General features: G+C 75.7%; 16 protein-coding genes. 13 read left to right on the top strand and 3 right to left on the bottom strand.

From position 1 onward, the window contains the following. Positions 1–322: 322 nt before the first annotated feature. A complete protein-coding gene (locus ACZ6Z8_RS23060; protein WP_465611946.1) occupies positions 323–1057 on the bottom strand; it encodes a hypothetical protein in 735 nt (244 codons plus the stop codon). 84 nt (positions 1058–1141) lie between these two features. Here ACZ6Z8_RS23060 and ACZ6Z8_RS23055 point away from each other — a divergent pair, with 84 nt between their 5' ends. The 5 genes from ACZ6Z8_RS23055 to ACZ6Z8_RS23035 are packed head-to-tail and all read left to right on the top strand — an operon-like array spanning position 1142 to position 8073. Beyond that, positions 1142–2338, top strand: a complete 1197-nt coding sequence (locus tag ACZ6Z8_RS23055; RefSeq protein WP_465611945.1) for an AAA family ATPase — start codon at positions 1142–1144, stop codon at positions 2336–2338. Continuing rightward, positions 2335–2823 (top strand): hypothetical protein, encoded by a 489-nt coding sequence (locus ACZ6Z8_RS23050; RefSeq protein ID WP_465611944.1) that lies wholly within the window; start codon positions 2335–2337, stop codon positions 2821–2823. The genes ACZ6Z8_RS23055 and ACZ6Z8_RS23050 overlap by 4 nt, the downstream gene beginning before the upstream one ends. Further along, complete coding sequence (locus tag ACZ6Z8_RS23045) at positions 2820–3128, top strand: DUF5959 family protein (RefSeq protein WP_465611943.1); 309 nt, start codon at positions 2820–2822, stop codon at positions 3126–3128. Before ACZ6Z8_RS23050 ends, ACZ6Z8_RS23045 begins: the two co-directional genes overlap by 4 nt. Beyond that, positions 3125–4795 carry a hypothetical protein gene (locus tag ACZ6Z8_RS23040; protein WP_465611942.1) on the top strand — a complete coding sequence of 557 codons (1671 nt, stop codon included), beginning with the start codon at positions 3125–3127 and terminating at the stop codon, positions 4793–4795. Before ACZ6Z8_RS23045 ends, ACZ6Z8_RS23040 begins: the two co-directional genes overlap by 4 nt. After that, positions 4795–8073, top strand: a complete 3279-nt coding sequence (locus ACZ6Z8_RS23035) for a bpX6 domain-containing protein (RefSeq protein ID WP_465611941.1) — start codon at positions 4795–4797, stop codon at positions 8071–8073. The genes ACZ6Z8_RS23040 and ACZ6Z8_RS23035 overlap by 1 nt, the downstream gene beginning before the upstream one ends. Positions 8074–8133: 60 nt before the next feature. Here ACZ6Z8_RS23035 and ACZ6Z8_RS23030 read toward each other — a convergent pair whose 3' ends face one another. Then, a complete protein-coding gene (locus ACZ6Z8_RS23030; protein ID WP_465611940.1) occupies positions 8134–8967 on the bottom strand; it encodes a TioE family transcriptional regulator in 834 nt (277 codons plus the stop codon). Positions 8968–9062: 95 nt separating this feature from the next. On the opposite strand from ACZ6Z8_RS23030, the gene ACZ6Z8_RS23025 reads away from it, so the two are divergent. After that, on the top strand, positions 9063–10307 hold the full coding sequence (locus ACZ6Z8_RS23025) for an erythromycin esterase family protein (protein WP_465611939.1): 1245 nt from the start codon (positions 9063–9065) through the stop codon (positions 10305–10307). Here the strand turns inward: ACZ6Z8_RS23025 and ACZ6Z8_RS23020 are convergent. Continuing rightward, complete coding sequence (locus ACZ6Z8_RS23020; RefSeq protein WP_465611938.1) at positions 10292–11233, bottom strand: LysR family transcriptional regulator; 942 nt, start codon at positions 11231–11233, stop codon at positions 10292–10294. The genes ACZ6Z8_RS23025 and ACZ6Z8_RS23020 overlap by 16 nt on opposite strands. A gap of 72 nt (positions 11234–11305) precedes the next feature. Here ACZ6Z8_RS23020 and ACZ6Z8_RS23015 point away from each other — a divergent pair, with 72 nt between their 5' ends. From ACZ6Z8_RS23015 to ACZ6Z8_RS22985, 7 genes are all read left to right on the top strand, one after another. Further along, on the top strand, positions 11306–11953 hold the full coding sequence (locus tag ACZ6Z8_RS23015; RefSeq protein ID WP_465611937.1) for a maleylpyruvate isomerase family mycothiol-dependent enzyme: 648 nt from the start codon (positions 11306–11308) through the stop codon (positions 11951–11953). A 166-nt stretch (positions 11954–12119) separates the two neighbouring features. Next, entirely contained in the window at positions 12120–13265 is a 1146-nt protein-coding gene (locus tag ACZ6Z8_RS23010) for a PP2C family protein-serine/threonine phosphatase (RefSeq protein ID WP_465611936.1), read from the top strand. Positions 13266–13650: 385 nt separating this feature from the next. Continuing rightward, complete coding sequence (locus ACZ6Z8_RS23005; RefSeq protein WP_465611935.1) at positions 13651–15087, top strand: MFS transporter; 1437 nt, start codon at positions 13651–13653, stop codon at positions 15085–15087. Positions 15088–15128: 41 nt separating this feature from the next. Beyond that, positions 15129–16388: a non-ribosomal peptide synthetase gene (locus tag ACZ6Z8_RS23000; RefSeq protein WP_465611934.1), complete on the top strand. Its 1260-nt coding sequence runs from the start codon at positions 15129–15131 to the stop codon at positions 16386–16388. A 258-nt stretch (positions 16389–16646) separates the two neighbouring features. Further along, entirely contained in the window at positions 16647–19733 is a 3087-nt protein-coding gene (locus ACZ6Z8_RS22995) for a non-ribosomal peptide synthetase (protein WP_465611933.1), read from the top strand. Beyond that, entirely contained in the window at positions 19730–20905 is a 1176-nt protein-coding gene (locus tag ACZ6Z8_RS22990) for an acyl-CoA dehydrogenase family protein (protein WP_465611932.1), read from the top strand. Before ACZ6Z8_RS22995 ends, ACZ6Z8_RS22990 begins: the two co-directional genes overlap by 4 nt. A gap of 41 nt (positions 20906–20946) precedes the next feature. Then, positions 20947–22722, top strand: a complete 1776-nt coding sequence (locus ACZ6Z8_RS22985; RefSeq protein WP_465611931.1) for an amino acid adenylation domain-containing protein — start codon at positions 20947–20949, stop codon at positions 22720–22722. Positions 22723–22739: the final 17 nt, after the last annotated feature.

Here is a 22739-nt window from a genome sequence, read left to right as displayed (position 1 = left end):
CCTTACCCAGGTAGCGCGCCGTGGCCACCTGAGTTTTCTCACCAGCGGCAGACAGACCCAAGCCCAAGGCGCAGAGCGAGCTGCGACTGGTGTACCAATCCGTGCCGCTCGAACGCCGGCCGCAGTACCTCCCGGCCGGCTCCGGTGGCTCAGAGCGCGCGCAGACAGGCGGCATCGGGAGCCCTGGCAACAAGGAGGGCACAGGTCCCGGTGATCACGGAGGGAGTTGCGACGCTCTGTGACGAGTTCGGTGATCCCGACCTGGTCGCTGAGCGGGATGGGGATCCCCGGTCCGTCCTGAGGGCGGACTCGGCGGTGGTGTTCAGGGGTGTGGCCTCTTGGGGTACGGGGGCAGGCCGTATCCCGGCAGCCGTACCTGGCGTGAATACACCGGCGGGGTGCCTTCTGCGGGAGCGGGCTCTGTGTAGCACTCAAGAAGCAGATCGCCCCGGAGGTCGTCGAGCTCGTCGGGCGATTCCGCCAGCAGGGCGTTGGCCCACACTTCGAGGGACGCGTGCTTCAGTGCATCGTTCGGAACCTGGCTGACGGGGTCGGGGCCCATCACCGTAAATCCGGGCTCACCGTCCGCACGGAACAGCAGTCGCCACCAGTACGGCTGCCAGTAGGGCTTCTTCAACGAGAACCAGCTCCCGATTTCGTTGCGGACGGCGGCTCCTCCGTCGAGTGGGCCGCCATGCCTGGTCATGCTTGCATTCATCGACAAGGTCGACCAACCCATGACCGACACACCTCCTGGGTGGAGGCGGTGACGGCGACGGGCTGGCCGTCCAGCACCGCCGTCGCCGAGAGGCTCACTGCAGCAGGGCCGGAGATGCAGTCGGCAGGGCTCCTGCCCTACTGCGGCGTCGCTCACTGGTGACTTCAGCCGGTTCAGGTTGAACTCGGCGATGAGGTGACCGGACTTGCGCAGCTCCACCGCGACGGCCAGGCTGTCGCCCTCTCCGGCCGCGGCGGATATGAGCATCCGAGAACCGGCATTGAGCGGGGCCAAGGCAAGGCCCGCATACGGCAGTACGTGGTCGCACAGCACGCCCACTGGAGTGATGCCATCACGGCTCCCGGGCCGGAAGGGGAAACGCGTTGGTGGGCGGCGCCGGGGCCGCCGTAGACTCCCGTGCTCGTGACCGAGACGACCATCGCCGCCCAGATACCCGGCCCCGCCGCCGGGCAGCCCGCACAGCGCGCCGCTGACGCAGAGCTCGCCGCTGACGCGGAGCGCGTCGCTGCCGCCGTCGCGGCTGCCGGCCGGGGGATGGTCGGCCGTGAGACGGTGGCCGAGGTGGTGACGTTGTGTGCCGTCGCCGGTGAGCATCTGCTGGTGGTCGGGGCGCCCGGTACGGCCAAGTCGGAGGCCGTCCGGCGGGTGGCGGCGCAGCTCGGTGGGCGGTACTTCGAGTACCTGCTCGGCCGTTTCACCGAGCCCAACGAACTGTTCGGGCCGGTCGACCTGCGTCGGCTCCGTGAGGGCCGGGTCGAGTTCGAGACCGCGGGGATGCTGCCCGAGGCCGAGATCGCCTTCCTGGACGAGATCTTCCTCGGGTCGACCGCCGTCCTGAACACGCTGCTCGGCCTGCTCAACGAACGGGTCTTCCGGCGCGGTCGCACCGAACTCGCCAGCCCGCTGCGGATCTGCGTCGGCGCCGCTAACCACCTGCCCGAGGACCCGGCGCTGGCCGCCTTCGCCGACCGGTTCCTCGCCCGGGTCTTCGTCGAACCGGTCGCCGACGCCCGCCTGGAGGAACTCCTGGAGTCCGGTCGCCGCCAGGCCGCTCCCGCGGCCACCGGAGACCTGCTCGGTGCCCTCGACCGGCTGACCGCCGCCGCCCGCGGCTGTGACCTCGACGCGGTGACCCCGCTGCTGGCCACCGCGCTGCGCCGACTGCGCGCCGCGGGCGTCCCGGTCAGCGACCGACGGGCCGTCCGTTCCCAGAACCTCGTCGCCGCGGCCGCCGTTCTGGACGGCCGCACCGCCGCCTCCGTCCGCGACCTGTGGGTGCTCCCGCTGATCGCCCCCACCGCCGACAGCCAAGCGCTCGCTCGCGAGACCCTCGCCGACCTGATCGACCAGGCCGCCAACCGCAGCCTCGCGCACACGGCGGAGGAACTCTCCCGCAGCACCGCCGCCCGCGCCGAGCGCCTGCTGCGCACCGGTGCCGCGGTGCTCGCCGAGCACGGCGGCCTGCCGGACGGTCAGGACTCCCGGCTGCGTCTGGAGGCCGTACTGCGGGAGATCGACGCGGGCTTCGACCCGACCGACCTGCCGGCGCCGCTGGCCGGGGTCCGGGCGGGCCTGGTCGCGGTGGTCGCGCCCTCGTGACCGGGGTCGCGCTCAGCTGGGAGCGCCGTGAACCACCGCTGGAGGCGGTCGCCGTCCTGGCCCTCGGCAGCGTCGTTCCGGCCCTGGTGGCCGCGACGCGCTCCCGGTTGGAGAGCGGGTGCCGCCTCGCGGTGGCCGTGGACGGGTCGGCCACCGACGGGCTGGCCACCGACGGGTCGGCCACCGACGGGTCGGCCGCCGATGGGCCGGCCTTGCTGGTCCTCGGCGAGGCGCGGGACCTGCCGTGGGCCGACGGAGCCCGCTACCTGGGCACCGACGGCGGGGTGCTGGTGCCGACCACGGCCCGCCCCCGGCCCGGGGCGTCGCTGTGGCGGGCGGCGCTGGGCGCGGCGGACGGGCAGTTGTGCGTGCTCGTCCCCGGTCACGCCCTCGTCGGGGACCGGCCGGCGCCGGGATGCGGTCCGGCGGACCTCGACCGGTTCCTGGCAGCGGACGGTGCGACGGTGGAGGGCGGCCGGACATGAACGGCAGGGAGGCAGGCGCCGCGGCGCTGGAGCCGCTCCGGCGCAACCCGGAGACCGGCATGGAGTTCGGCCCCCGGTTCACGGTGCCGCAGGTCGCCGTAAAGGCGATAGAGGCCGAGGAGGCCGTGGATGACGTCGAGGACGTGGAGGACGTGCGGGGCGGCACCGGGACGGCGATGACCGTACCGGTGGACTCGGCGGACGGCTGGGTCGAGGAGCAGCGCGAGCGGCTGGAACGGGTTCTGGACACGGAGATGACGACGGCCCCGGGCGGCGCCGCGGCCGACGGAAGGGCGCTGCGGTGACCGCCGCACTCGCGCCCTGGGCCGGGACACTGTCCGTGCTCACCCCCGAACTCGCCACCGCGCTCGGCCCGTTGCTGCGCCGCCTGGACGCGCTGATCGGCGAACATGAGCCCGTCACCGGAGCGGAGGGAGAGCCGGACGGGTACGGCGGTCTCGCCCGCGGTCGACGACCGGAGCGTCTGCTGCCGTCCGAGTGGCTGCTCGCCGAGGAGTTCCCGGAGGAGTTCCTGCGCCGCTGGAGCGAGGGTGAACTGCTGGAGCTGGAGACCGAGTTGCGGGACAGCGGCAGCCGCGGCCAGGTGGTCGCCCTGGTGGACGCCGGTCCCGCGCAGGCGGGGGCGGCGCGGCTGGTCCAGCTGGCCGCGCTGCTGGTCCTGCACCGCCGGGCGGCGGCCCGGGGCAGCGAGCTGCTGGTCGGGGTACTGGGGGACCCGCCCGGGCAGCTGATCGGCGGCGATCTCGCCGATCTGCTGCCGCGCTGGCTCAAGGCCCGTCGGCACACCGACCCCACCCCCGAGAACGTCCGGTACGCGGAACGGGCGCTTGACCCGGGCGCGCACTGCTGGCTGCTCACTTCACCCCGGCTGGCCGCCCAACTGCGCTCCCGGCGGCGGACGGTGGCGAGCGAGGAGGCCGGCTGGAGCGCGGCGGGCGTCGCGCGGGTCACGGTCCGGGTGGACGGTGCGCCGGCCGTCGAACTGCCGCTGCCCCCGGCGCCGATCGCCGTCCGCGCCCTGCGGGGCGGCGGGTTCGGCAACTCGGCGCAGCTGGACGCCCCGCTGCCCGCCGTCGGGGGGGCGCTGCCCGCCTTCACCACCGAAGCCGCCACCCTGCTCACCCGCGGTCGGGATGCCTCCGTGCTGATCGCCCTCGGAGTGTCGGGCGGGGGCTCGGTCGACGGTGCTGCCCGGCCGCGCCGTCACGAACTGCCCGGTCCGGCCGTCGCGGCAGGGCGCCAGAGCGGGCGGCTGCTGGTGCTGTACGCGAGGGACGAACGGCTGATGCTGCACGTGAGCGGCCGCCCGCTGGGCGGCCCGAAGGCCTACCGGGTCGCGGGGGCGGACGTCGGGCTGCCCGCGCTCGGCTCCGCCGAGTTCGCCGAGCTGATGGCCCGGCCCGTGCTGCCGCTGCTGCGCGAGGGCGACGACCTGGTGCTGCCGCTCGCCGGGCAGTGGCGGAGGATCCAGCCCGGTGGCCGGGTGAGCACCGACGGGCCGGTGGTCTCCACCGAGGGTGGTCGACCGTTCCGGCGGTCGAGCGAGCCGAGGCTCTCGGCCACCGCGCTGCCGGCCGAGGCGGCCGGGGCGAAGCACCTGGTGCACGGCGTCGAGTTCGTCGGCTGGTCCGCCGACGGGCGGAACTGGGAGGTGAGTTCGCCCCGGGGCGGCCGGCGCAGGATCGATCTGGGGGATGGCGAGGCGGAGGTGATCGGGCTGGTGGAGCACGGCGGCGAACCCGTACTGATCACCTGTACCCCGGCCGCCGGACTGGTGCGGGCCGTGTGGGCCGACGGCGTCCGGACGCTCACCGCACTCTCCGGCGGGAAGAACGCCCCCGCCGTCCACCCGCGGCTGCCGCTGCTCGCCGCCGAACCGCGTCCGGGTCGCGTGCTGATCGCGGACGCGGTCAGCGGACGCTCGCACGCCGTGATCAGGAGCACCGACTGATGAACAGCCCTCTCGTCGAGGCGGCCGGATTCCTGCTCGACGTACCGCTGATCGGCGCCGCCGAGGCGGCCGGACGCGCCCTCGCGCACTGGCAGGACGGTGCGCGGCTGTCCGAACTGCCGGACGGGCGTTGGCTGTTGAGCCTTCCCGAGATGGTGCGCACCCGCGCCGACCGGGCCCCCGGCGAGCCGCTGCGCGCCGTCGGCGGGGCGCTGGTGGCGGGCTCGGGGCGAGCGGCCGGTGAGGCCGGTGAACTCGTCGTCGTGGTCAACGGTCTGACGCAGCGTCATGTCGTGCCAGACCTGCGAACGGTGGAGCCGTCGGAGTGGCTGGACCTGAGCGGGCTCACCCTCCACCGGCTGGGGCCGGTCGGAACCCCTGTCGTGGCCGAGCCGGTGGAGACGGACCTCCCACGCCCGCCCGTCGTGGACCTGCGGGCCGCGGCCGGGATCCCCACGCGCAGCCGACGGGCCGGACGGCTGCTGGGCGAACACCGCCGCCGGGACGCCGGAAGGGCACGCCCGGCGTGGTTGCTCCTGGTCATCGGGGCGTTGGTGTTCTTGGCCCTGTACCTCCCGCTGGCCTCCCTGGAGGGCTTCGGCCGGGTGCCGGTGATCCTGCCGGTGATCATCGGCGTGAGCGTCGGGCTGTCGTTCGCGCCGTACGCCAGGACGCGGATTGCGCGCACATCGCGGACAGCGCGGCTCGCGACGGCTCGAACGGCTCGAACGGCTCGAACGGCTCGGACGGCGTGGACGGCGTGGACGGCTCGGAGCCGTCCGGTGCGGATCCGTCGGAACGGGACGGCCAAGGAGGCCCGGAGGGTCCCCGAGGCGGGAGAGACCCGACGGGCCCGACCGGCGAGCGCCGGGGCCGGGTCGGCGCAGCAGCCCGTCGGGCGGCGGGAGTGGTGGTCCCTCTTCCTCCCGTCGCTCCTCTGCCTGCTGGGCGGCATCGCCGGGCTGGTGGACGACTTCGACATCCGCGGGTTCGTGCTGGCGCTCATCGGTGTGTGCGGGATCGCCCTGGCCGTGCTGCCGAGGATCCCCGCCGTTGCCGAGCGCGTCCGCGCCGCCCAGGGAGCGAAGGCGAAGACCGCCGGAACGGCCCGGTCAGGAGCCGCCGGAGCCGCCGGAGCCACGCGGGCCGGCGGAAGCGCCGCCCCGGCCGGTGCCGCCCGGAAGCGCCCGCCCCGGCGCCCGCGCGGCCAGTGGCTGGTCCGCCTGGCCCTGCGCAGCCCGGCGGGTCCGCTGTTCCAGCAGCGCCACGCCCGCTACCTGCGGAAGCTCGACCGCTCCTTCCGGCGGCGCGACTGGGACGACGCCCTGCGCGACGCCATCCGGCTCTCCGGCGGCGCCGAGGGCCGCCCCGGGCAGGGCCTGCTGACCCTGCGCATGCCCGGCCGCTTCGCGGGCTCCCTGCGGCCCAGCCCGCAGGAGCGCGGCGGCACGCCGCTGGCGCTGCCGCTGAGCGGGCCGACCGTCCACCAGCACCTGACCGATCTCTACCGGGACGCCGCCAAGGCCCTGGAACACGACGGACGGATCGACGAGGCCGCGTACGTGCTCGCCGACCTGCTGGAGGCGCCCGTCGAGGCCGTCGCCCTGCTGGACCGGCACGGCCGCACCGCCCAGGCCGCCGAACTCGCCGAGGGGCGCCGGCTGGCGGCCGAGCTGGTGGTCCGGCTCCACTGGCGGGCCGGGAACCGGGACCGCGCGGTGCGGATCGCCCACCGGCGGGGCGCCTTCGCCACCGCCGTCGAACGGCTGACCGAGGCCGACCCGGCGGCCGCTCGCGAGCTGCGTACCGCCTGGGTGGAACACCTCCGCCGGGCGGGCGACCGGCTGGGCGCGGTCGAGGCCGCCTGGCCGGACGAGACCCTGCGCCCGGGCGTGCTGCCCGACCTGCGCGAGGCCGCCGAACTCGGCGGCGCGGCCCGCGGACGGGCGCTGGTCCACCTGCTGGCCCTCGGCGAGGACGTCGTGGAACCCGTGCGGGCGCTGCTCGCCGTCGAGGCACCGGGCACCGAGGCGGCGGGCACCAAGGCGGCGGGCGCCGAGGGTGCGGCCGCCGTGGCGGCCCTCGCCGAGCTGCGGTGCGCCGATCCGGCCGTCGACCGCGAGCTCGCCACCACGGCCGTACGTGCCCTGGTCCGCAGCGGCGGGCCCGCCGGACACGCCAACGGACGCTCCCGGAACTCCCTCCACGCCCGGCTGTTGAAGCGGGCGGACCCACTGGCCGCCGCCGACCTGCCCAAGCCCCGGCGCGCCGAGCCCGGCCGCCGCGCCCCGATCAGCGTCACCGCCGCCGACCGCCCCGGCACCCTGCCCGTCCTGGACGCGGCGTACCTGGACTCCGGTGCGGTGCTGGTCGCCTGCGGGCAGGCGGGCGTGCGGCTGCTCGGCCCGGACGGCCGGACCCGCACCCGCTGGGACGTGCCCGCCGACCAGCTGGTGGTCGCCGACCACGGCGGCACCGTCCTGCTGACCGCCCGCTACGGGCAGGTGCGCGAGCTGCACCGGCTCGACCTGGCCACCCGCAGGGTCGAGCGCTGGACGGCCCTGCGCGTGCGCGGGATCGTCCCCTCCTACGACGGCCGCCACCTGATCACCGTCGACCAGGACGGCCTCGCCGTGCTCGACACCTGCGCCGCCCGCCCGACCGTCGTCCACCGCGAACTCGGCGGCGACCAGCGGATCCTGGGCCGGATCGCCCGCACGCCCACCGGCTGCGCGGCCGTCGTGCACACCCGGGGTGGGGGCCACCTCGCCGAGCTGACCGAACTGTGGCGCTGGGACCAGCCGGGCTGGGAGCTGCGCGCCCGTACGCCGGTCGGCGTGACCGACGACGCGGGCGACGCCGAGGACACGGGCGGCACGGGCGACGCGGACCGGCGTACGGGCGGCACGGGCGAGCGGGTGACGCTCGCGGACGGGCGGTTGCTGCTGGCCGGGCCCGGGCCCGCCCCCGGGACGAGCCTGCTGCGCTGGACGGTGCGCGGCAACGCGGAGCAGACCGTCACCGGCCCGCCGGTCAAGCTCAGCGCCGACGGTGCGCACTGGGCGTTCACCGAGCGGTCCGGGACCGGCCTGCGGACCACCGTCGGGGCGGAGGCCGGGGCGGCCTTCACGGCCGTCGTGCCCGGCGTGACCGATCCGCCGGTGCACCTGCGCGCGCACGCCGGGGTGGTCACCGCCTGGCACCGCAGCGGACGGGTGTTCGCCGTACAGGCGGACGGGTCGGAGCTGCTGGCCAACCTCCGGGTCACGACCGGCTGAGGGGGTGTCGGGGATACCGGGCGGGTGGGCCGGTATCCTGACCGTCCGTGACCGCATCCGTCAGGACCGGCGTCGCGTCCCGGGCACCACGCCGCCGGACGGTTCGGCGGACAGCGACAGATAGGCGTCGAGGCGCGCGGCGGCGGTGAGCATCGCCCGGCCGCGGGCGGTGAGGCGGTGCTGCCAGCCGTCGAGGGCCTCGGCTAGGCCGGCCGTGCCGCCCGCCGTGCGGATCTGCTGGACCACGGTGGCGATGTGCGGCAGCGGGTAGCCGCCGCGGCGGAGCAGGTGGGCGAGTTCGGCATCGCGGGTGTCGTCGGGGTCGTAGAAGCGGTGGCCGGTGGCGCGGTCGCGGGACGGGGTCAGGATGCCGGCGCTCTCCCAGGTGCGCAGGGTGGCGGGGGTGAGGCCGAGGCGGTGGGCGAGTTCGCCGATGCTGAGCGGGACTTGGGGCGGTTCCTGTAGCCGGCCTCGGAGCCGGCCTGGGAGCCGGTTGTGGGGCAGCCGGTCCTGGTGCGGGCCGCAGAACGGGCCGGGGCGCGCGCCACGGTTGTCGACGGGTTCGGCCCGCTCGGCGGAGAGGTGGTCGACGGCCCGGCGGACGGCGGTGAGCGTCTCCCGGTCGCGCAGCAGCTGGGCGTGGCCCTGGTCGATGGCGGTCAGCGCCTCGTCCGGGCGGTCTGCGTGCAGGGCGGTCATGATCAGGCCCGCGATCGCGTGCCCGTACGCGGGCACGAGGGCGAGGAAGGCCCGCAGGGCGGCGGCGTGCAGCGGGGTGTAGATCCGGTAGCCGCTGGAAGTGCGCTCGGCGGGCGGGAGGAAGCCGTCGCGCTCGTAGTTGCGCACGGCCTGGGTGGAGATGCCGTGCTCGCGGGCGAGGTCGGCGGGGCGCACGGCGGCGTGTCCTCCTGTTTTAGGGTTTTGTCGGCAATCACCGGGGATCAAAGGCGAAAGTCTCAACCGATCCTTCAAGGATACGCTTGAGGTCCATGAGTCAGGACATTCGAGATTTCCTCATCCCCTCCTGCGAACTGCTGGCGCTCGGTGAGCCGACGCACCAGGAGCCGGCCTTCGGTCGGGTCCGCAACCGGCTGTTCGCCCAACTGGTGGAGCGGGGCTTCCGCTCGATCGCGCTGGAGACCGACCGGGTGGCCGCGTTCGCCGTGGACGACTACGTCCGGCACGGCGTGGGCAGCCTCGACGCGGTACTCGACGAGGGCTTCACCCATGGCTTCGGTGCTCAGCCGGGCAACCGAGAACTCATCGCCTGGATGCGGGACTTCAACCGCGACCGGGAGCCGGACGACCGGCTGGTCTTCCACGGCTTCGACATCCCGACCGAGAACACCACGGCCCCCAGCCCTCGCGGCTACCTCGAACACGCCCGTGACTACCTCCGGCTCGATCCCGGCACCGACCTCGGCCGTGGCACCGCCCCCTGCACTGTTCCCGGCGCCGACCTCGGGTTCGACATCGCCGAGTTGGCCGGTGAGGACGAGCGCTGGAGCCGGGAGCAGGCGGTGCTGGACGCGGCGAGCTCTCCCGGCGAGACCCCGGAGGCCGTCCGACTGCGCCGGATCGCCGACGACCTGCTGACCCGACTCCACCTCCGGGCACCGGAGTTGATCGAAGTGACCTCGCGCGCCGAGTGGCTCCGGGCCCGTACCCAGCTGCAGGCCGGGCTGGGACTGCTGCGCTACCACGCGCAGGCGGCGGTCCAGGGCCTCGGGCCGAGCGACCGGGTGTCCGGCCTGCTCGGGCTGCGGGACGCGCTGATGGCGCAGAACCTGCTGGACATCCGGGAGGTCGAGGCCGGCCGCGGGCCGACCCTGGTGTTCTCCCACAACCTGCACCTCCAGCAGGCCCGGAGCGCCTGGGCCGGCGGTGAACTGGACTGCCGCTGGAACGGCGCGGGCCGTATCGTCGGTGCGCTGCGGGGGGAGCGGTACGTGTTCGTCGCCGGCAGCCTCGGGCGCAGCGAGGTGATGGGGCTGGCCGATCCGGCGGCGGGGACGTACGAGGCGCTGCTGGGGCGGGGGGCGGACGCCGCCTGGGCGCTGGTGGAGCCGCCGGCGCCCGGCGAGGGCCGGGCCCGTACGGACCCGGCACCGCAGCACGGGTACTCCTTCGACCGGGCGAGCTTCGACGGGGCGTCCGCGGTGCTGCACATCGCTGACGGCGCGGCGGCAGCCGGACAGCCGCCCGGCAGCGGGGCTTGTCACGGCCCCGGGTAGGCGGCGCGCAGATGGGCCAGCAGGGCGGCGGTCGGGAGTGCCGGCGGCCGCCCGGTCGGCCAGGCCAGCGCGACCCGCACCCGGGGGACGGGGCCGGTCAGCGGCCTGACCGGCAGTCCGGCGGCGGGCCCCGGGTCCGGCAGCACCGCCACGCCCAGCCCGTGCGCGGCGAGTTCCGCCAACTGCGGTGGCGCGGCGGCCTCGACGGCCACGGTCGGGGCCGCCCCCGCCTCCGCGAGGGCACGTTCCAGTGCCGTCCGCATACCGGTGCCGAGAGGTGTGCTCACGAGTGCGTGCCCGGCGAGCGCGGCGACCGGCAGCGGGCCCTCGGCGGCGGCGAGCGGATGGCCGACCGGGCAGAGCGCGACCAGCGGGACCTCCAGCACCGGGTGCAGGCCGAGTCCGGACAGGGCCGTCCAGCCGTCGTCCTCCTCCCTCCCGCTCGCGGCGGTCGGCAGGCCTATCACGGCGAGGTCCAGCCGCCCCTCGCGCAGGCAGTCGAGCATCCGGGCGGTGGTGTCCTCGGCCAGCGAGAAGTCGATGCCGGGGTGCTCCTGGCGGAAGGCCGCGAGGGTGGTGGCCAGCCCGGGGAAGGTGCCCAGGGCCGCCGGCGGGGTGAGGGCGGCGCCCGCGACCATGCCGAGCCGCACGCGCCCGCGCCGCACGCCGTCGAACTCCTGGGCCGTCCGCCGGGCGGCCGTCGCCGCGGCGAGCGCGGCCCGCGCGTGCGGCAGCACCGCCTCGCCGACCGTGGTCAGTCGCACCGACCGGCCGGAACGGTCGAGCAGCTGGTGGCCCAACTCCCGCTCCAGCCGACGGATCTGGGTGCTCACTCCGGGCTGGCTCAGGTGCAGCAGCTCAGCAGCCCGGGTGAAGCTGCCGTGCTGGGCGACGGTGACGAAGTACTGGAGCTGCCGGAGTTCCATAACTGTTGATCATAGGTGCCAGAACCACCCGGTCTTGGACGGGCGGCAGCACCCGGCCGCAGGCTGGTGGGCATGAACAGCGCGCAGCAGGAGCATGGCATCGGGTGGATCCGCGAGCAGATCGCGGCGGAACGACGGGAGCTCGCCGAGGTGTTCGCCGGCCTCACCGCGGAGCAGTGGAACTCGCCCTCGCTGTGCGAGGGATGGCGGGTCCGTGAGGTGGTCGCGCACATGGGCACCGGCTTCCGGCACTCCACGGTCCGGACGCTTGGGGAGCTCGTCCGCTCCGGCGGCAACGTCCACCGGATGGCCGACCGGATGGCACGCCGCGACGCCGCCGCCCTCACCGGAGCCCGACTCGCCGCCGCCCTGGCCGAGCACGCCGAGTACCCCTGGCGGCCACCCGTCGGCGGCCGGATCGCCGCCCTCGCCCACGACGCCGTCCACGGCCTCGACGTCACCGTCGCCCTCGGCCTGCCCGCGCGCCTCCCGCTGCCCCGGACCGCCGCCCTGCTGGGCTCGGTCTCGGCCCGCAGTCTGCGCTTCTTCGGCGCGCGGTTGGAGGACGTCCGGCTGCGGGCCACGGATCTGGACTGGTCGTACGGGCAGGGGCCGCTGCCGGTGGAGGGGCGGGCCGAGCACCTGCTGCTGGTGACGTACGGACGGCGGGTGCCGGCGGGGCTGCTGTCCGGAGCCGGGGCGGAGCGCTTCACGCGCTGACGCGGGCCCTCCGGGCCCCACCGGTCCGTCGCGCCGGGGAGGGGAAGCGGGGAGGGGAAGCGGGGAGGCGGCAGTCCCGCCCACCGTCCTGCGCCCCGCCGCCGCCCGTGCCTACGATCGGAAGGACCTCCCTGCTGGGTGCAGTGAGACGGAAGCCAGGTAACCGATGGCCGAGAAATCCGTGCAGTGGCCGCCGTACGTGCGGGTCGCGCCGTGGTTGCTGATCGTCGGCGGGCTGGTGTGGAACTCGCTGGATCCGTCCGACTACTGGGGCGATCCGCTGCTCGCGGCGGCCGCCGTGCTGTCCGGGGCGCTGCTGGCGCTGCGCGACACGGTCGCCGTCGGGGTCGCGAACGTGGCCGGGATCCTGGTGCTGTCCCTGCGGGACGGGTCGATCGGGACCCAGGACGGCTACCTGGAACTGGTCAACACCGCCTTCGCCGCCCTGCTCGGGGTCGGGGTGAACCGGGTGGTGGCCCGGCACGGTCGCAGGCTGGCGCGGGTGCGGTCGGTGGCGGAGGCGGCGCAGCGGGCGGTGCTGCCGGAGCCGCCGGGGCGGGTGGCGGGGCTGGAAGTCGCGGCCTGCTACCGGGCGGCCCAGGACGAGGCGCTGATCGGCGGGGACGCGTACGCGCTGCAGGCCACTCCGTACGGCGTGCGGGTGCTGATCGCGGACGTGCGGGGCAAGGGGCTGCACGCGGTGGGGGCGGTGTCGGTGCTGCTCGGGGCGTTCCGGGAGGACGCGCACCGGGAGCCGGACCTCGCCGCACTCGCGGACGCGCTGGAGCGCACGCTGGTCCGGGAGAGCGTCGCACTGGGCGAGGAACTGCGGCTGGAGGGGTTCATCACGGCGCTGCTGGTGGAGTTCCCGCCGGGGGAGGCCGTCGCGCGGACCCTGGACTGCGGCCACCCGGGGCCGTACCTGCTGGGCGACGGCGGGCCGACGGTGAGCCGGTGGGACGCGGCCGATCCGGGGCTGCCGCTGGGGATGGGCGTGCTGGGGGTGGCCCGTCCGGAGGTGGAGACCCGGGCCTTCCCGCCGGGGTGCACGCTGCTGCTGGTGACGGACGGCGTGACCGAGGCGCGGGACGCGGCGGGGGAGTTCTACGACCCGGTGCTCGGGCTGGCCCCGCTCGGGCCGTTCGCCGGGGCGCGGCAGGCGGTGGACGCGTTGGTGGCCGACGTGGCCCGGTGGACGGGCGGGCCGCGCGACGACGACATGGCCGTGCTCGCGGTGACCCGGCGCGGGGACGCGGCCGGGGCCGGAGCAGCGGCGGGACGAGCGGTCCGGACAGGGGCCGCGGGCGGCTGAAACCGATGGGTGGCGTGCTCCGGGGCGGCCGGTTACGGCTCTGGACGGTCACGCCGGTATCACGGTGAGGTTACGGAAGGTGCCTGCTCCATGGATTCCGGCCAAATTGAGCGCCGAACTCCGATGGCCGGAAAGCGGGTGTCCGGATAGCGGACGATGAAATGGACTCCTTGCTCCCATGACCACCCGGACGCGCCGACGGACCGGGATGCCTTGCCCCACGGGCGGTGACGGTCGCGGGCCGGATGGTAGCCGGAGCACGGGGGCGCGTAAGGGAGGCGCAAGGGGCGGTCGCGGCAGTGGCGGGATCCGGCCGACCCACGCTTCGTCCGGAAACGGCCCTGGTGCTTGCCCGGTGTCGAATGTGTGACCGAGAGTCGCATCGATGAACGAGAAGCCTCACCCCCGCCGGGCCCGTCTGTTCGGCCACCGCGACTTCCCGCTCCTGCTCACCGGAGCCGCGGCGGCCCAGACGGGCAGTCAGGTCACCCTGGTCGCCCTGCCCCTGGTGGCGGTGGTGGTGCTCGACGCCACCCCGTTCGAGGTCGGTCTGCTCACCGCCGCCGAGACCGCCGCGTTCCTGCTGGTCGGCCTGCCGGCCGGCGCCTGGCTGGACCGGATGCGCAAGCTCCCGGTGCTGATCCGCGCCGACGTGGTGCGCTGCCTCGCGGTGGGGTCGATCCCGCCGGCGGCGGCGCTCGGGGTGCTGACCATGCCCCAGCTCTACCTGGTCGCGCTGGTCACCGGGGTGGCCACGGTCTTCTTCGACGTGGCCCACCAGTCCTTCCTGCCCGCCGTCCTGCCGCGCGACCAGCTGGTGGCCGGCAACGGTGCGCTGGAGACGGTGCGCTCCTCGGCCCAGATCGCCGGGCCGGGGCTGGGCGGCGGGCTGGTCCAGCTGCTCGGCGCGCCGGTCGCCATCGTGGCCGACGCCTGCGGCTACCTCGCCTCGGCCCTGCTGCTCACCCGGATCCGGGTGGAGGAGCCGCGGCCGGAACCGGCTCCCGGACGCTCGCTGCGCGCCGAGGTGGCCGAGGGCGTGCGCTTCGTGCTCGGCCACCCGCTGCTGCGGGCCATCGCCACCGCCACCGCCACGTCCAATCTGTTCGCCGCCGTGCTGATGGCCGTCCAGACGGTGTTCTGGGTCCGGGTGCTCGACCTGTCGCCCGGGGCCATCGGCGCCCTGCTGTCGGCCTCCGCCGTCGGCGGGCTGGCGGGCGCGCTCTGCGCGGGGCAGCTGTCCCGCTGGGTCGGGCAGGCCCGGCTGATCTGGCTGGCCACCGTGGTGACCGCACCCTTCGCGCTGCTGTGGCCGCTGTCCGGCGGCGCCGCGGGCGCCCTGCTGTTCGGCCTCGCCTCGGGCGTGGTGCTGTTCGGCGCGGTGGCCTACAACGTCGCCCAGGTGAGCTTCCGGCAGAGCGTCTGCCCGCCCGAGCTGCTCGGCCGGATGAACGCCACCATGCGCTTCCTGGTGTGGGGCACCATGCCGATCGGCGCGCTCGGCGGCGGACTCGTCGCCGACTGGGCCGGCCCGCGGGCCGCCCTGTGGCTGTGCGCGGCGGGCTTCCTGCTGGTGCCGGTGCCGCTGCTGCTCTCGCCGCTGCGGGGGATGCGCGATCTGCCCGGGGCACCGCAGGAGGCCCCGGCCGTGGACGCGGCGGAGGGCCAGGGCGCCGCCCCGGGCGTGCAGCAGGCCGCCCAGACCGCCCGGGACACCACCCAGGCCGCCGAGAACACCCAGGCCGCCGAGAATACCGGGGCCGCCGAGCACGCCGCGAAGAGCCCCGCCGAGCACCCCGTCGCGAGCCCCACCACCCCCTGACCCCCTGACCCGAGCCGAGACCGGAAACCGGAGACCGTTCCGTGCACGCCAGCATCACCGCCGCCTACCTCGCCCGGTACCGCGCCGCCGCCGCCGAATCCCCGGTGGAGCTGCTCCCGCTGACCGGCGCCCAGCGACGGTTCCTGATCACCCGCCGACTCGCGCCGCAGACCCGCTCCGACCTCGCCCCGCTGTTCTTCGCCTTCCCCGGGGGCACCCTCGACCTCGACCGGCTGGGCCGGGCCGGCGCCGCCGTCGCGGCCGGCCACCCGGCGCTCTGCGGCGCCTTCGTGACCGTCCGCGGCACACCCGTGCTGCGCACCGGCGGCCCCTCGGTCGAGGTCGCCCGGATCGCCGTGGCACCCGGCGGCAGCGCCGAGGGCGCGCTGCGCGAAGCGCTGCTGGACTGGCCCCTGGACGGGCCCGCGCTGCGCCTGCTGGTGGCCCGGGAACCCGACGGGGGCGAGGAGTTGCTCTCCCTCGCGCTGGACCACGCGGCCTGCGACGAGCAGTCGATCGGGGCGCTCGTCGGCGAGCTCACCGAGGCCTACCGGCGGGACGAGCCGCCCGCGGCCGGCCCCGGCCCGCAGGCCGTCGCCGCCTTCCGGGAGGCCGTGGAACTCCAGCTGGCCGCCGAGGAGGCCGCCGCCGGGCCCGCCGCGCGCGCCCACTGGGGGCGCCGGCTCGGCGGCCTGACCGGGGCGGGCGGCGGCGCCGCGACGGCCGCCGGCCTGCTCACCGAGCGGCTGCCCGCCGTCGAGGGCGGCGCCCGCAGCGCCCTGTTCCCCGCCCTGCTGGAGGCCGTCGGCGCCGCCGCCAGGCGGCTGCACCGTACGGAGGGCCCGCTCGCCCTCGGCTACCCGTGGGGCGGCCGCCCGCCCGGCTCGTCCGCCGTGCTCGGCTGCTTCCTCAACACCCTGGTGCACGCCGTCCCGCCGCGTCCGGCCGCCGACCTGGAAGCGCTCTGCGACGACTGGTGGGACGACCTCGACCACGCCGGCACCCCCTTCGACGAGGTGGTCCGGGCCGCCCGGGCCGCCGGATCCCCCTGGTCGGGCGCGCTGGACGCGATGCTCACCTTCGAGGACCTCCAGCGCCGCCCGCCCCTGGTGCTCGGCGGCGTACCCGGCCGGGAGATCCACCTCTCCGGCCGCCCGCTCGCCGCGCCGCTGGCCGTCTCCGCCTCCCACGGCGAGGACCTGACGGTGCACCTGGCCTGGGACAGCGAGCGCTTCCCGGCCGCCGAGGCCGAGGCCGCCCTCGGCGACCTGCTCGGAGTGCTGCGCCGCCACCTCGCCTAGGACCCGCGCCGGAGCCGGGCCCGCCACGGACCCCGGCCCGCCCCGGACCCGGCCCGCTCACCACCTCGGCCCGCCCCGGGCTCCGGCCCCTCCCGGAGCCCGCCGGCACCCCGGCCCCTCAGACCGCAATTCCCCGAGGAACCCCGGGTCGCACCCCCACCCCGGTGCGGCCCGGCTCCCACCGGCCGCGGCCGGGACCACCCCACTCCCGCGCCCGGCCACCGCAGTGCCGACACCCACCACACAAGGGAATCATCCATGTTCGCACTCTCTCCCTCGCAGGAGATCGTCTGGCTGCACGAGCAGATGCAGCCGGGCAGCCGCGCCTACAACTTCACCGGCGTCCTCGACCTGTGGGGCACCCTCGACCGGGACGCCCTGCACACCGGGCTCGCCGCCGTCCTGGCCCAGCACCCGGGCCTGCGGCTGGAGTTGGTGCCCCGGTCGGAGGGCCTCCCCGGCCAGCGGGTCGCCGAGGACTGCCAACCCGTGCTGCGGCACAGCGACTTCACCGCCGAGGCGGACCCGGAGGCCGTCTTCCGCCGGCTGCTCGCCGCCGAGGCCGAGGAGCCGCTGGACACCGAGCGGGCCCCGCTGCTGCGCTGGCACCTGGTCCGCCTCGCCGAGGACCACCACCGGCTGATCCACGTCGAGCACCACCTCGTCCACGACGGCCACTCTTTCGCGATCTTCCTGCGCGACCTGTTCACCGTCTACCGCGCCCGCGTCCTCGACCAGCCCTACGAGTTGGCCACCGCCCCCTCCTACGAGCAGCACGCCCGCACCGAGGCCGACCCGAAGGCCCGCGAGCGCGCCCTCGCCTTCTGGACCAGGGAGCTGGCCGACGCGCCGCGCGAGGTCACCCTGCCCGGGCTGGCCCGGCCCGGCGTCGAGCGCCGTCACCGCGGCGGGCAGCTGCGCCAGTCGATCGGCGCCGACCTCGCCGAGCGGCTGCGCGAGCGCAGCAAGGCCGACGGCCACACCCCGTTCAGCACCCTGCTCGCCCTGTTCGCCGAGCTGCTGCGCCGGCACAGCGGCCACCGCGAGGTGACCGTCGGCACCGCCGTCGGCAACCGCCCGGAGGGCTACGAGGGCACCGTCGGCATGTTCGTCAACACCGTGCCGCTGCGCCTGCGGCTCGACCCGGCCGCCTCCGGCACCGACGCCGTGGACGAGGTCACCGACGTCCTGATGCGCGCCCTGCCGTACCAGGACCTGCCGGTGCAGGAGCTGACCCGCCGGCTCGGGCTGCACACCGGCGGCGCCGACAACCCGCTGTTCAACGTGATGTTCAGCGCCCACGACGCCGCGCTGCCCGACGTCCAGGCTCCCGGCCTCGACGTCTCGCTGTACGAGGGCTTCAACACCGGCACCACCCGCTTCGACCTCGACCTGGTGCTGCTGCCCGACGACCGCCGGGTGGTCGGCGAGAAGCACGGCGCCGCCGGGATGACCCTGATCTGGGACTACGACGCCGACCTGTTCGGCGAGGCCAGGGCCGTGCTGCTCTCCGAGCGCCTGCTGGAGCTGCTGCGCTGCTACCTGGACAGCCCGGAGACGGTGATCGCCGAGCTGGCCCCCGCGCCGCAGGCCGAGCCGGCCGCCCCGGTCAGCCGGGCCGACCTCGACCCGGCCGCCGCCCACGACCCGACCGCGCTCGCCCTGCTGGCCGGCACCGAGCGGATCAGCTACGGCGAACTCGACCGTCGTGTCGGCGAGTTGGTCGACCGGATGCGCGCCGCCGGGGTCACCCCCGGTCAGCCGGTGGCCGCCGTACTGCCGCGCGGCACCGACAGCGTGGTCACCCTGCTGGCCTGCCTGCGCCTCGGCGCCGTCTACGCGCCGCTGTCCACCGAGGACCCGGCCGCCCGGCTCGGCCTGCTGCTGGAGCGGCTCGCCCCCGCGCTCGTCCTCGCCACCCGGCAGAGTGCGCTCGCCCTGCCCGCCGAGGGCGTCACCCCGGCGCTGCTGGACGGTCCCGCCTTCCCCGAGGCCGAGCCCGCCGCCGTCCTGGAGGGTGCCGCGTACATCATCCACACCTCCGGCTCCACCGGCGTGCCCAAGCCCGTCCTGGTCGGCCGCGAGGCCCTCGCCGGGTACGTCGCCGCGATCGCCGCCCGCTACGAGCTCAGCCCCGCCGACCGGGTCCTGCTGTTCGCCCGGCCGTCCTTCGACGTGGCCCTGGAGGAGGTGCTGCCCGCCCTCGCGGCCGGCGCCGCCCTGGTCGTGCCGCAGCGCGAGGTGCCCACCGGCCCGGAGCTGGTCGCCGTGCTCGCCGCCCGCGGCGTCACCGTCGCCAACCTGCCCACCAGCTACCTGCTCGCCGTCCGCGAGGACCTGCGCGAGGCGCTGCGCGACGGCCGCTGGTCGCCCCGGCTGCTCGTCCTCGGCGGCGAACGCCTGCCCGCCCGGGCGCTGGCCGGGCTGACCGAGGCCACCACCGTGCTCAACGCGTACGGCGTCACCGAGGCCACCGTCACCTCCACCGTCCACCAGGTCACCGCGGCCGACGTCGCCGAGGACGGCGAGATCCCGCTCGGCACCGAACTCGACGGCGTGCGCCTGCACGTCCTGGACGAGACGCTGCGCCCGCTCCCGTACGGCTGTGTCGGCGAACTCGCCGTCAGCGGCGACCTGTTGGCCGAGGGCTACGTCGGCCTGCCGGAGCCCACCGCGGCCCGCTTCACCACCGTCCCCGCGCTCGGCGGCCTGCGGGTCTACCGCACCGGCGACCGCGGCTACCGCGACACCGAGGGCCGGCTGCGCTTTCTCGGACGCGCCGACAACCAGGTCAAGCTGCGCGGCCACCGGATCGAGCTGGAGGAGATCGAGGCCGCCGCCTCCGCCGAACTCGGCGGCCGCTCCTGCGCGGTGGTGCTGCACACCGACCCGCAGACCGGCCCCCGCCTGCTCGGCTTCCTGGAGGGCGCCGAGCGCCCCGACCAGGCCGCCCTGCACACCGCACTCGCCCGCCGGCTGCCCGGCGGACTCGTCCCGGCCAGCTGGACGGCCGTCGCCGAGATGCCCACCCTGCCCGGCGGCAAGCCCGACCGCGCCGCCCTCGCCCGGCTCGCCGAGGCGGCCCCGGAGGAGCCGGAGAGCGCGCCCAGCACCTTCGCCGACCCCGGCCAGGAGCTGATCGCCGCCGCCTGGCGCGAGGTGCTCGGCCACGACCGCTTCACCGCGGACTCGCACTTCTTCGAGGTCGGCGGCCACTCGCTGCTCGCCGCCCAGCTCGCCGCCCACCTGGAACCGCACCTGGGCAGCCGCCCGCCGCTGCGCACCCTGTTCCGCCACGCCGTGCTGGCCGACCAGGCCCGCGTCCTCACCGGAGGCACCAAGTGAGTTCTCCCTCCGCCGTGTTCGAGGACGGCCACCGCGAACTCGTCGACGCCTTCGAGAGCTTCATCCGCCGCGAGCTCGTACCGCTCGCCGCCGAGCTGCCCGAGACCGCCGACCAGGTCCCGGGCGACCTGCGGGCCTACGTCCGCAAGCGCTCCGCCGCGCTCGGCTTCTACGCCGGCGACTACCCGGAGGAACTCGGCGGCGCCGACATGCCGTTCCTCGCCGTCGTGCTGCTGCACCACGCCGCCGGGCGCAGCGGCTGCGTGCTCGCCCCGTACGCGCTGGCCGGCTCCGACGGCCCCAGCCCGCTGCTGCGGCACGGCACCCCCGAGCAGGTCGAGCGCCACCTCGTCCCGCTGGTGCGCGGCGAGCAGACCCGCTGTCTGGCGCTCACCGAGCCGCAGGCCGGCTCGGACGCGTTCCACCTCACCACCACCGCCGTGCGCACCGGCGACACCTGGGTGCTGAACGGGCGCAAGACCTTCGTCAGCAACGCCGAGCACGCCGGGATCGCCCTGGTGGTCGCCGCCACCGACCTCGGCGGCGGCGCCGGGCCGACCGCCGGGTCCACCGCCTTCGTGCTGCCGATGGACCAGCCCGGGCTGCGGATCGGCCAGCGGTACGAGGGGATGTCCGGCGAGCCGCTGTTCGAGCTGCTGCTCGACCAGGTCACCGTCGGCCCGGAGGCCGTCATCGGCGGCGAGGAGGGCATCGGCGCGGCCACCGCCCTCGCCATGGACAGCCTCTCCCGCGGCCGCCTGGTGGTCGCAGCGATGTGCAACGGCATCGCCGAGTACGCGCTGAAGGCCGGCGTCGAGTACGCCCGCGAGCGGCGCGCCTTCGGCAAGGTGATCGGCGAGTACCAGCACGTCCAGGAGCACCTGGTGACCACCCGCGCCGAGGTGGAGTCCTCCAAGCTGCTCACCCTCGCCTGCGCCCGCCTCGTGGACGAGGGCACCGAGTCGCCCGAGAACGCGGCGCTCGCCAAGCTCACCGCCTCCGAGACCGCCGTCCGCGCCGTGGACCGCTCGCTCCAGGTGCACGGTGCCACCGGATGGGTGCGCGGCCACCCGCTGGAATTCCTGTACCGCTACGTCCGGATGACCACGATCATCGAGGGGACCTCCGAGGTCCAGAAAGTGATCATCGCCCGCTCCATGGGCCTGAACTGACGGTTGTTTCGCACGTACTACGCACGCGTCTGGAGACGATGATGGAATCCCTGAGCATCGGGTACGGCCGTCCGCACCAGGACGGCGCGGTCCTCGACCTGTTCACCAGCTGGGCGCACCGCACCCCGCAGGCGCCCGCCCTGATCGACGGCGAGCACACCCACAGCTACTCCGAGCTCGACCGCCTCGCCGACACCGTCGCCGAGGCCCTGCGCGGCAAGGTCGGCGAGGGCGACCTGGTCGGCGTCTGCCTCGGCCACTCCGTGGAGTTGGTCGCCGTCACCCTGGCGATAGCCAAGCTCGGCGCCGTCCACCTGCCGCTCGGCCCGCGCCCCGGCGAGAAGCGCCTGCAGGCCGTCGCCGAGCAACTGCGGCCGACCTGCCTGGTCGGCGAGGCCGACGTCCTGCCGGCCGGCGGCGAGCGGCTGGAGCTGGACCTGCCCGCCGGCGGGGTGCTGGCCGCGCTGACGCCCGGCGAGCAGGTCGAGGTGCCCGCCGGCACCCACTACGCCGTCCTCACCTCCGGCTCCACCGGCACCCCCAAGGCCGTCGCCGTCACCGAACCGGCCCTCGGCGCGCTGCTGCGGTGGTACCGCGAGCTGATCGGCCTCGGCCCCGGCGAGCGGCACAGCCTGCTGATCGGGGTGTCCTTCGACCCACACGTCCTGGAGCTGTGGGCCGGCCTCACCTCCGGCGCCGCGCTGGTCGTCGCCCCCGAGGCCGTCCGCTGGGACTCGGGCGCGCTCACCGACTGGTGGCGCGAGGCCGGCATCACGGCCTGCGTGCTGCCCACCCCGCTGGGCGAGCCGATCCTGGCCCGGCCCTGGCCCACCGGGCTGGCGCTGCGCCACCTGTTCATCGGCGGCGACCGGCTGCGCCGCCCCGCCGGACCGGAGGTCACGGCCACCGTCCACAACGGCTACGGCCCGGCCGAGGCGACCGTCGTCACCACCGTGCACAGCATGGCCCCCGGCGGCGACCACGGCGCCGGCGCGCCGCCGATCGGACTGCCGGTCCCGGGAGCCGTCGTGCTGGTCACCGACGAGCAGGGCAACCCGGTGCCCAGAGGGACGGCCGGCGAACTGCGGATCGGCGGCCGGGGCCTGGCCGCCGGGTACCTCGACCCCGAGCTGACCGCCCGCCGCTTCGTCCAGGCGCCGCCCGGTGTGGACGGCACCGACCGGGTCTACCGCACCGGCGACCGGGTGGTGATGCGCGCCGACGGCGTGCTGGAGTTCCACGGGCGCCTGGACGACCAGGTCAAGGTCAGCGGGGTGCGGATCGAACCGGCCGAGGTCGAGGCCGCCTTCGAGCGCGACCCCCGGGTGCGCCGGGCCGTGGTCGCCGCCGAGACGGCCGCCACCGGCGTACGGCTGCTCGCCTTCGTCCAGACCGAGGAGGACGCCGCCCCGGCGAGCCTGCTGGACGCCGTCCGGCCCTGGCTGCCCGAGCAGGCCGTGCCGTCCGCCGTGCGGCTGGTCGGGACGTTCCCGCTGGACGCCAACGGCAAGGTGGACCGCGCGGCGCTGCTCGCCGCCGAGCCGCAGGCCCCGGTGGCGGAGGTCGAGGACGGTGACACCCCGGTCGAGCGCACCGTGCTGAAGCTCTGCCGGGAGCTGATCGGCCGGGCCGACCTCGGCCCGGCGGACAACTTCCTGGAGTCGGGCGGCAATTCGCTCGCCGCCGCCCGACTGCTGGAGGCCCTGGAAGGGGAGTACGGCGTGCGGCTGCGCGCCCCCCTGGTGCTGCGCCAGCCCGACCTGCGGGCGGTCGCGCGGCTGGTCGAGGAGCGGATGCCCAGCGCCTCGCTCAGCTGACCCCCCAGTACCTCCTG

This window comes from Kitasatospora sp. NPDC101108, from assembly GCF_055584725.1.
The sequence above is the reverse complement of the archived record's forward strand: the minus strand, read 5'-3'. Positions and strand labels throughout refer to the sequence as shown.

Excerpts from the sequence above, each read along its gene's own strand:
- ACZ6Z8_RS22995 (WP_465611933.1), top strand. The coding sequence starts at position 16,647 with ATGTTCGCACTCTCTCCCTCGCAGGAGATCGTCTGGCTGCACGAGCAG.
- ACZ6Z8_RS23015 (WP_465611937.1), top strand. The coding sequence starts at position 11,306 with ATGAACAGCGCGCAGCAGGAGCATGGCATCGGGTGGATCCGCGAGCAG.
- ACZ6Z8_RS23005 (WP_465611935.1), top strand. The coding sequence starts at position 13,651 with ATGAACGAGAAGCCTCACCCCCGCCGGGCCCGTCTGTTCGGCCACCGC.
- ACZ6Z8_RS23035 (WP_465611941.1), top strand. The coding sequence starts at position 4,795 with ATGAACAGCCCTCTCGTCGAGGCGGCCGGATTCCTGCTCGACGTACCG.
- ACZ6Z8_RS22985 (WP_465611931.1), top strand. The coding sequence starts at position 20,947 with ATGGAATCCCTGAGCATCGGGTACGGCCGTCCGCACCAGGACGGCGCG.
- ACZ6Z8_RS23045 (WP_465611943.1), top strand. The coding sequence starts at position 2,820 with ATGAACGGCAGGGAGGCAGGCGCCGCGGCGCTGGAGCCGCTCCGGCGC.
- ACZ6Z8_RS23010 (WP_465611936.1), top strand. The coding sequence starts at position 12,120 with ATGGCCGAGAAATCCGTGCAGTGGCCGCCGTACGTGCGGGTCGCGCCG.
- ACZ6Z8_RS23020 (WP_465611938.1), bottom strand. The coding sequence starts at position 11,233 with ATGGAACTCCGGCAGCTCCAGTACTTCGTCACCGTCGCCCAGCACGGC.
- ACZ6Z8_RS23025 (WP_465611939.1), top strand. The coding sequence starts at position 9,063 with ATGAGTCAGGACATTCGAGATTTCCTCATCCCCTCCTGCGAACTGCTG.